The sequence below is a fragment of the Nonomuraea sp. NPDC049784 genome, assembly GCF_040659615.1.
Classification (GTDB): Bacteria; Actinomycetota; Actinomycetes; order Streptosporangiales; family Streptosporangiaceae; genus Nonomuraea.
Genome location: NZ_JBFAMX010000513.1, coordinates 1 through 7,454, shown reverse-complemented (window position 1 = coordinate 7,454; position 7,454 = coordinate 1). Strand labels below are relative to the sequence as shown.

Sequence of the window (7,454 nt, the reverse complement as noted above, 5' to 3'; positions counted from 1 at the left end):
CCGCGGTCCTGCGGCGGCGGCGCGAGCGGCCTGCCGCCACGAGTTCCTGCACCGGCGTGTGCATGTGAGAGTTCTGCCAGCGCGTGGGACGCGAGCTGGAGCGCGAACTCCTCGCGATGGCGCATGCCCACCGTCCTGCTCTGCTGGCCAGGCGGCTCCGGCGATACCGGGCCCTCGGCACCGCACTCGCCGTCGACAGCGAGGTCGCATGAACGGTCTTCCGCTACCTCTCAGGTAATCGACGGGATTACGTCAGGACGGCAGCATGGTCATCGAGGCCCACGGACGGGTGGCCCGCTGACGAAGGAGAAACCATGACCGCCTACGCCCTCGCCCACCTGCGTCCCCAGGCGAAGCCGCACGAGGAGGTGTACGAGTATTTGGAGCGCATCCAGGCCACCCTGGACCCGTTCGGCGGACTGTTCGTGGTGCACGGGGCGCCGGTGGAGGTGCGCGAGGGCGAATGGCCCGGCGCCCTGGTGATTATCCGTTTCCCGTCGATCGAGCAGGCCCGCGAGTGGTACGACTCCCCTGCCTACCAGGACATCCTGAGGCTGCGTGCGGACCACATTCCCGGTGATCTGGTGCTGGTCGACGGGGTCGGGCCGGACCACGACTCGGCGGCGATGGCGGCCAAGATGCGTGCGATGGACGTCAACGGGGCCTGAGCCGGCGGGCTCAAGGCTTCCGGCCCACCTCGTCCAGGGCATCGGACAGCAGGCCGATCTGCTCGAAACCTCTCGAGCAGGGCAGCAGCACCAGATCGTCGGCTCCCACCTCGGCGAGGCGGTCGATCTCCGTGCTCAGACGGTCGGTGCCCGTCACGACGTCGTGACGGACCTGGGGGTACAGGTCGCCGTAGTAGCGCGCGATGTACGCGTCGGCGGTCTCCGGCGCGCCGGGCCCCAGGCAGAAGTAGCGCTCCACGACGATCCGCGGTCGTCCCTGGCGTCCGGCCTTCGCCCACTCCCGGCGTACGGCGTCTACCCCCTTTTTCAGGATCTGCAGCCCGAAGGCCGGCGCGACCCAGCCGTCGGACAGGGTGGCGGCCCGGGTGAAGGCGGCGGGCACGAACCCGGCGAGCAGGAGTTGCGGGCGGCCCGGGGGCAGTGCGGGGATCGGGCCGGCGGGTCCGGTCATCTCGCCTCGCCACATGGTGCGCATCGTGGCGAGGGTGGTCTCGAGCGCCGCGCCCCGTCCGGTCATCGGCACGTCGCTGACCGCGTAGTCCTCCGCCCAGCCGCCCATACCGAGCCCCACGGTCAGCCGCCCTCCGGAGACCCGTTCGAGCGAGGTGATCTGCTTGGCCAGGACGACGGGGTTGCTGCGGTAACCGGCGTTGAGCACGGTGGTCACCAGCTCGATGCGTTCGGTACGGCCCGCCGCGGCGGCCAGCGCCACCAGCGGATCCAGGTTGTCGTACACCAGCCGGTCGAACGCGCCCAGCGATCGGAAGCCGCGATGCTCGCTCTCCGTCGCCCACGGCCCGATGGACCTGCCGTCCGCCCCTGGTACGCCGGACGGCAGTCCGATCCCGATCCGCAACCTTCCCCCTGAGATTGTCTGATCCGTACGACGGCGTCACCGACGGCGGCGCGGGCCGCTCGGGTTTGCGTTCATGCAGGTCAACCTAACCGGACAGGCGCGGCCGAGTCCTGAACGAAACGCTCATGGGCGATAAATGACCGCCCGGCCGCTCTGGTCGGCAGGCGCCGGCGCGATGTCTAGGATCGAACCCGAATCCCGACGCCATGGCCGCATGGCACGGGGCACCCCCGCGTCCGAGCCGTAGGAAGTGGCCAACATATGAGCGAGCGCGTACCTGCTGACCTGTTGGAGATCGCCGAGGCGCTCATGCCCGGCATCCCGCTCGACGGGGCACGGCTCGCCCGAGGCGGGATGCACGACGTCGTTCTGCTGCCCGGTGTCGCGGCCGTGCGGGTCAGCCGGCGCCCGTCGGGGGCCGAGGCCCTGCCGCGCCGTACCGAACTGCTGCGGGTGATCGGGGCTTCCGGGCTGCCGTTCGCGGTGCCTGAGCCGCTGACGCCGGTGACGATGTTCGGGGAGCGCGCGGCCGTCGCCGTGTCGTGGATCGACGGCGCCGGACTGCCCGAGGGCCAGGGTGACCCGGCGAAGATCGCGGAGCTGCTCCGGGCCTTGCGGGAGCTTCCCGTGACGTCTGAGATGCGGGCCCTGCTGGCCACGCCGCGCGAGCACGAGTGCGTCAACAGCTGGGCCGGCATTCTGGCCGGCGAGGTCATCCCCCGTTTCCCCGGGAAGTGGCGCGACGAGGGCCGCCGGCGCCTGGAGGAGGCGCTGGCCCTTGAACCGGTCCCCGACTGCCTCGTCCACGGCGATCTCGTCGGGAACAACGTCCACTGGGCTGAGGACGGCACGTTGGCCGGCGTCCTCGACTGGGACCGGGCCCACCTGTTCGACCCGGCGATCGACGCCGCCTTCATGGGATGGCACGGCTGGGACAACCTACGCCGGGCCGTCGGCGGCGAGACCTACCGGCGCGCCCGCGTCTGGGAAAGGACCTTCGGCGTCGACCATCTCGTCGCGGTCCTCGAACTGGGTGGCAAGCCGCTGACGCGCGTCGAGAGCTACGTGGAGCACATCGTCGCGTGGCTGGAGGAGCATGCCGACGGGGACCAGCCTTCACTCCAGGCGTGAATCGCGTCGGAGCCGCGCGGTCGAACAATATCGAATGGCAAAATAGCGCGCCGCTGCCAAAAGAGGCCGCCGGGTATCGATGCCGATCTCGCCGGGCCGCGCGGCCTCGGCCCTGGTGAGGCCTGGCCGAACCTTTGAGATCCCGTGTGCGAGTGCTTATCCGACGCTGGGGAAGCTTCGAGAAGCGCGGCCGAGATTATCGGCAGGCTTCAATTTTCATTAAAGGCGTCGGAAGAGAAAATACGATGATTATTCAGGAAGTCGGGGAGAAGATCGTCCCTGAATACCGTGAAGTCACAGGAGCGGCCGTGGCCGAGTCCACGAAGCACCTGCTCCAGCCACCCTTCACGATGGAAGCGGCGCCCATGCCGAGCCCGCTCCCGGCCCCGATCCCGATTCCGGTCCCACCGATCGTCGGACCCCGGATTCTCGTCTACAAGCAGGATCCCACCGTCGCCGAGCTGGGCGTCAGGGCGATCTTCATCCCCAGCCCGGTGCTCAACGGGCCCACCGACGCCCGCATCATCACCGAACTGACCGGCACCACCCCCGTGGCACGCAACATCAACGGCGACTTCATCTTCGTCCCCAACTCACCGGAGTTCGACTGCGCGCACACGTACGCGGTCGTCCGGGAGACGATGACGATGTACCAGCGCCACAACGGTGGCACTCCCCTTCCGTTCGCGTGGAACACCGGCGGCAACCTCGACCGGCTCACCGTCTTCCCGCGCGCCGGAGCCGGCGCCAACGCGTACTACAGCAGGACGGCCAAGGCGCTGAAGTTCCTCTTCTTCGCCCCGACCGGCACCTCGCAGGAGGTCTTCACCTGCCGCTCGCTCGACATCGTGGCCCACGAGACCGGGCACGCGATCCTCGACGGCCTCAAGCCCGGCTGGCTCAGCGCGGAGAACCCGCCGCAGACAGGTGGCCTGCACGAGTCGTTCGGCGACCTGACCGCCATCTTCCTGGCGCTGTCGATGCCGGACTTGGCCGAGGCGCTCGTCGCGCTCACCAAGGCCAACCTGCACGCCAAATCTTTCCTGTCGGCCCTGGCCGAGCAGTTCGGGCAGGCGCTCGGCATGCCGTTCGGGCTGCGCAACGCCGACAACGACCTCAAGCTGAGCCAGGTCAGCAACGAGGTGCACGCGATCTCGCAGGTGTTCACCGGCGGCATCTACGACGTGCTCGCCGACATCTACGCGCACGAACGCACCACGCAGGACAAGATCAAGAGCCCCACCATGATCCTCATCGAGGTCGCGGACCACCTGTGCAAGCTGCTGTTCGACGCCATCGTGAAGGCGCCGGCGACCGGGGCCACCTACACCGACGTCGTCAACCAGATGCTGCAGATCTCGGCCGCGCAGGGCGATCCCATCATCTACCGGACCTTCATCCGCAACCGGTTCGCCTTCCGTGAGGTGGTGACCTCGCCCACGCCGTTCGCCGAGATGCTCTCCGGCGAGATGGACCTCATGAACGCCGACTACACCGGCGACGGCAAGACCGCGAAGGACATCACCAGCGTGAAGCCCGCCGACGCAGCTTCCGCCAGCCTGCGCGCCGTGCAGAACCGGTCGATGTGCTGTGGCACCATGCAGCTGCCCGAGTTCCAGGTCATCGACAAGAACAAGCTGACGACCAAGGGCAACCTGGGTGACGACGACATCCTGGCCGCGGAGCTGGGCGTGCTCAAGAAGGCCTTCAAGTAACCGCCCGGCGAGCACCTCGCCGTACCGTGCCCCACGTGGGCCTGATCGGGCAGGGGAGTCAGACATGCGTGTGAAGATCGAAAGAGCCGGCGGCTTCGCCGGCATCGAGCAGACCGTCGCCGCGTACGACACCGACGACCTCCCTGAGAAGGAGGCCGCCAAGGTGTACGACGCGCTGACGGCGATCGAGGCCGCCTCGGCCCGAGAGCCCAGCGAGGTGGGCGCCGACCTGATGACCTACCGGATCACCGTCGGTGACGGCCCGGGGAAGGTCTACACGGTGCCCGACGAGCCTTCGCCAAGCCTGGCGGGGCCGCTGACCGTACTGCTCCGGCAGCCCATTTGACCCCTCTGCGAGGCGCCTGACCCGGCAACCGCAGGTCAGGCGCCTCCTTTCGGTGAGACGGCCCGCTCACGTGCGAGATGCTGCTGCAGCTCGATGTGCCGGAACTGGTAGTACGGCCCCTCGGTGCGCAGCAGGCCCAGGCGGTGGGCGTCGTCCAGGAAGTCCATGGCCCGCAGGGGCAGCCTCCCCTTGGTGGCCAGGCGGGGGACCGTCAGCTTGTAGGCCAGCCAGGCGTGGTGGCTGCCCAGCATGAGCCCGAACAGCAGGCCCAGCAGTAGCCCGCCCACGATCGCCACGCTCAAGGGCAGCCTGGCCTGCAGTCCGATCGCCCCGGCCATGAGCCCGACCACGAGCCCGCTGACGATCCGGATGGCGGTCAGGTTCCTGTCGGCCTGCCAGGTCGAGCGCGGGGATCTCGCGGTCGCGGCCGGGGTGGGGCGCTCGACCCAGCGGATCAGGCTGAGCACCATGACGAACCCGATGCCGGACAACAGGGCGATGTTCCTCGCGCCCTCCAAGCCGACTCCCATCGGGTTGGCCATGAGGAAGCCGATGAGAGCCCCCAGTGCCCCGACGATCAGTCCGTCCCTGAGGACGCGGAAGAGGTCCAGGAGCCTGCCGCGGAGCTGGAAGTCGGCGTGCCCCGGCGACTCGGTGAACCAGGAACCGATCAGGATCACGACCGCGAGCGCGGCCACCAGACCGATCGTCGCCCCGGCGAGGGGCTCGTGTGTCAGCAACGTGAAGGCCAGCGCGACCACGATCCCGATCGCGATGGCGGCCCACACCCGGACCGGGCGGCTGGGCGCGTAGCGGGCCAGATGCCACCACGCCATGTCGCGCGGGTCCTCCGCGCGGCGCGTGAGCTGCCGGGACAGGTACGTGAGCCAGTTGTCGACCTGCTCCGGGGTCCATGCGTGTTGTGGCCGGAAGGGCTGGGCCGGGCCGGCGGCGGGCGGTCGTGCAGTCACCAGGGCGGGGATGAGCCGGTCGTACAGATGGTCGTGCAGCTCGGCCGCGCTGCCGCGCCCGAGTTCCAGCAGCGGCGTCGGATCCACCCGCGGCGCGATATAGGTCGCGCGGACCAGCCAGAGCCCCAGAGACGTCGAGGTGACCTGCGAAAGAGCAGGGGCGGTGCCCGCGCGCAGCGCCTCCAGGACGTGGGGCCAGACGGGGTGGGGCACAGGGGGAAGGCATGCCTGCAGGTAGTCGGCCGCCGCGACCGGGGACATGGGCTGCGGCTCGATGACCGCCGCCGCCGTGAGGACGTCGCCGATCTCCTGGATGGACTCGGCGAACTGCGCTGTGCGGCAGGTGAGGATGAGCTGGTCGGTCTCGCACATCGACCGGTTCAGCGCGGCGAGCATGTCAGCGCGGACGCGGTCGGGCAGCTCGTCCAGCCCGTCGATGACAGGCAGCACCTCGCCGCGGGCCACGAGCGTCTCCGGGATGTCCGCGCCGAGGGCCTCCGCGCGCAGCGCGGGATAGTCCATCGCCAGGCTCGCGGCCACCCAGTCCTGCAGCCGCGGATGCACCCGGTCGTCCCAGCGCCCGGCCGACAGCAGCACCGGGACGGGCTCCTCCGGCGAGCGCGTACGCAGCAGCTCGAGCACCAACTGCACGGCCAGGGTGGTCTTCCCGGTGCCCGGAGCCCCCAGGATGACCAGCCGGCGGCTGCGCAGGGCGCGGAAGCCGCGCGCCATGTCCGCGATGTGCACGTCCAGGCCGGGGAAGGCCACCGTGCCCTTGGCGATGATCTCGGGATGGTCGGAGAGCTCACGGCGCGCGGTCGAGCGCCAGGGCAGCGGCATGGGTTCGGGATCGCACAGCGAGCGCAGGATCGTCTCGTCGCGCCACTGCTGGGTCACCAGACCGGAGAGGATGTCCTTAGCGGTGCCGATGTCGGCGGACGTCGGCGCCGACGCCGGCGCCCCGCGCTTACGCCACCAGGACAGGAACTGGACCAGGCCATTGCCCAGCGCCATCACGCTGAGCGCCGTCGCCACGACCTGGGCGATTCCGATCGATACTCCCGGGCCCCCTTGCACTTGCGGGGCCGCGATGAGAATCGCGGTGGCCAGGGCCAGCAGCAGAAGGCCTACCACCACCGACATCTTCGCTTTTCGAGTCTGCTGCCAGGGTCGTGCGGACATGCGGAACCTCCAGTCAGGCGACATCGATCAGGAAACGCTCCGAAGCGAGGGGCAGGCGCCTGCCCGGCCGGTCGCGGCGTCCTGACCCCTCCGGCCGGGCAGGACGAGGTTGCCGCCGGTGACCAGCATGAACCGCTCCAGGCCCGGCACGATCACATGTACGGCGGTCACCCCGCCAGGGAGGGCGTACACCGTACGGTGGTAGGCCGTGTGGCCCCGCGCGGCCAGCATCGCGGCCACCTTCCGCAACTGGCCGCCGGGAGGTCCGACCGGCTCGGCTGCCCGCGGGAAGGGGACCACGCGCGCCTCGCGCAGGGGGCCGGTGAGATCGAACCGCCCGCACTCGTGCAGGGCTGGGTGCGCCGTCAACCCGGCCAGATCGCCGCGCGCCGGAACTCCCCGGTGGGGGAGGCGTTCGCCGAGGGTGATCTGGACGAGTTCGGTGAGGGCGCGCCACGCGGCGTAGGCCGGGCATGGACAAGCCGCGACCGAGCATGGCGGATCCCTCACGCCGTGAAACGAGACCTCTACCTGCAGGAGCGGTCCTCGTCGAGGAATTGGACC

Annotated in this window: 7 protein-coding genes; 4 read left to right on the top strand and 3 right to left on the bottom strand. The window is 69.7% G+C overall.

The annotated features are described in order from the left end of the window. Window positions 1-314: 314 nt before the first annotated feature. On the top strand, window positions 315-668 hold the full coding sequence (locus tag AB0J09_RS50125) for a DUF1330 domain-containing protein (protein WP_360708238.1): 354 nt from the start codon (window positions 315-317) through the stop codon (window positions 666-668). Between the two features lie 10 nt (window positions 669-678). Here the strand turns inward: AB0J09_RS50125 and AB0J09_RS50120 are convergent, their stop codons facing one another. Next, window positions 679-1,545, bottom strand: a complete 867-nt coding sequence (locus tag AB0J09_RS50120) for an LLM class flavin-dependent oxidoreductase (RefSeq protein ID WP_360708234.1) — start codon at window positions 1,543-1,545, stop codon at window positions 679-681. 261 nt (window positions 1,546-1,806) lie between these two features. Between AB0J09_RS50120 and AB0J09_RS50115 the strand changes: the two genes are divergently transcribed. The 3 genes from AB0J09_RS50115 (at window position 1,807) to AB0J09_RS50105 (ending at window position 4,737) form a co-directional block, all read left to right on the top strand. Continuing rightward, window positions 1,807-2,676, top strand: a complete 870-nt coding sequence (locus tag AB0J09_RS50115; RefSeq protein ID WP_360708231.1) for a phosphotransferase — start codon at window positions 1,807-1,809, stop codon at window positions 2,674-2,676. Between the two features lie 245 nt (window positions 2,677-2,921). Then, the gene (locus AB0J09_RS50110; protein WP_360708228.1) at window positions 2,922-4,391 is read left to right on the top strand and encodes a hypothetical protein; all 1,470 of its coding nucleotides are present in this window, start codon (window positions 2,922-2,924) and stop codon (window positions 4,389-4,391) included. A gap of 64 nt (window positions 4,392-4,455) precedes the next feature. Further along, window positions 4,456-4,737 carry a protealysin inhibitor emfourin gene (locus tag AB0J09_RS50105; protein WP_360708225.1) on the top strand — a complete coding sequence of 94 codons (282 nt, stop codon included), beginning with the start codon at window positions 4,456-4,458 and terminating at the stop codon, window positions 4,735-4,737. A 35-nt stretch (window positions 4,738-4,772) separates the two neighbouring features. On the opposite strand, the gene AB0J09_RS50100 is transcribed toward AB0J09_RS50105, so the two are convergent. After that, window positions 4,773-6,890, bottom strand: a complete 2,118-nt coding sequence (locus tag AB0J09_RS50100) for an NACHT domain-containing protein (protein WP_360708222.1) — start codon at window positions 6,888-6,890, stop codon at window positions 4,773-4,775. A gap of 27 nt (window positions 6,891-6,917) precedes the next feature. Continuing rightward, window positions 6,918-7,400: a YcaO-like family protein gene (locus AB0J09_RS50095; protein ID WP_360708220.1), complete on the bottom strand. Its 483-nt coding sequence runs from the start codon at window positions 7,398-7,400 to the stop codon at window positions 6,918-6,920. Between the last annotated feature and the right edge of the window lie 54 nt (window positions 7,401-7,454).

Coding starts and splice junctions, on each gene's coding strand:
- AB0J09_RS50105 (WP_360708225.1), top strand. CDS start 4,456: ATGCGTGTGAAGATCGAAAGAGCCGGCGGCTTCGCCGGCATCGAGCAG.
- AB0J09_RS50110 (WP_360708228.1), top strand. CDS start 2,922: ATGATTATTCAGGAAGTCGGGGAGAAGATCGTCCCTGAATACCGTGAA.
- AB0J09_RS50100 (WP_360708222.1), bottom strand. CDS start 6,890: ATGTCCGCACGACCCTGGCAGCAGACTCGAAAAGCGAAGATGTCGGTG.
- AB0J09_RS50125 (WP_360708238.1), top strand. CDS start 315: ATGACCGCCTACGCCCTCGCCCACCTGCGTCCCCAGGCGAAGCCGCAC.
- AB0J09_RS50115 (WP_360708231.1), top strand. CDS start 1,807: ATGAGCGAGCGCGTACCTGCTGACCTGTTGGAGATCGCCGAGGCGCTC.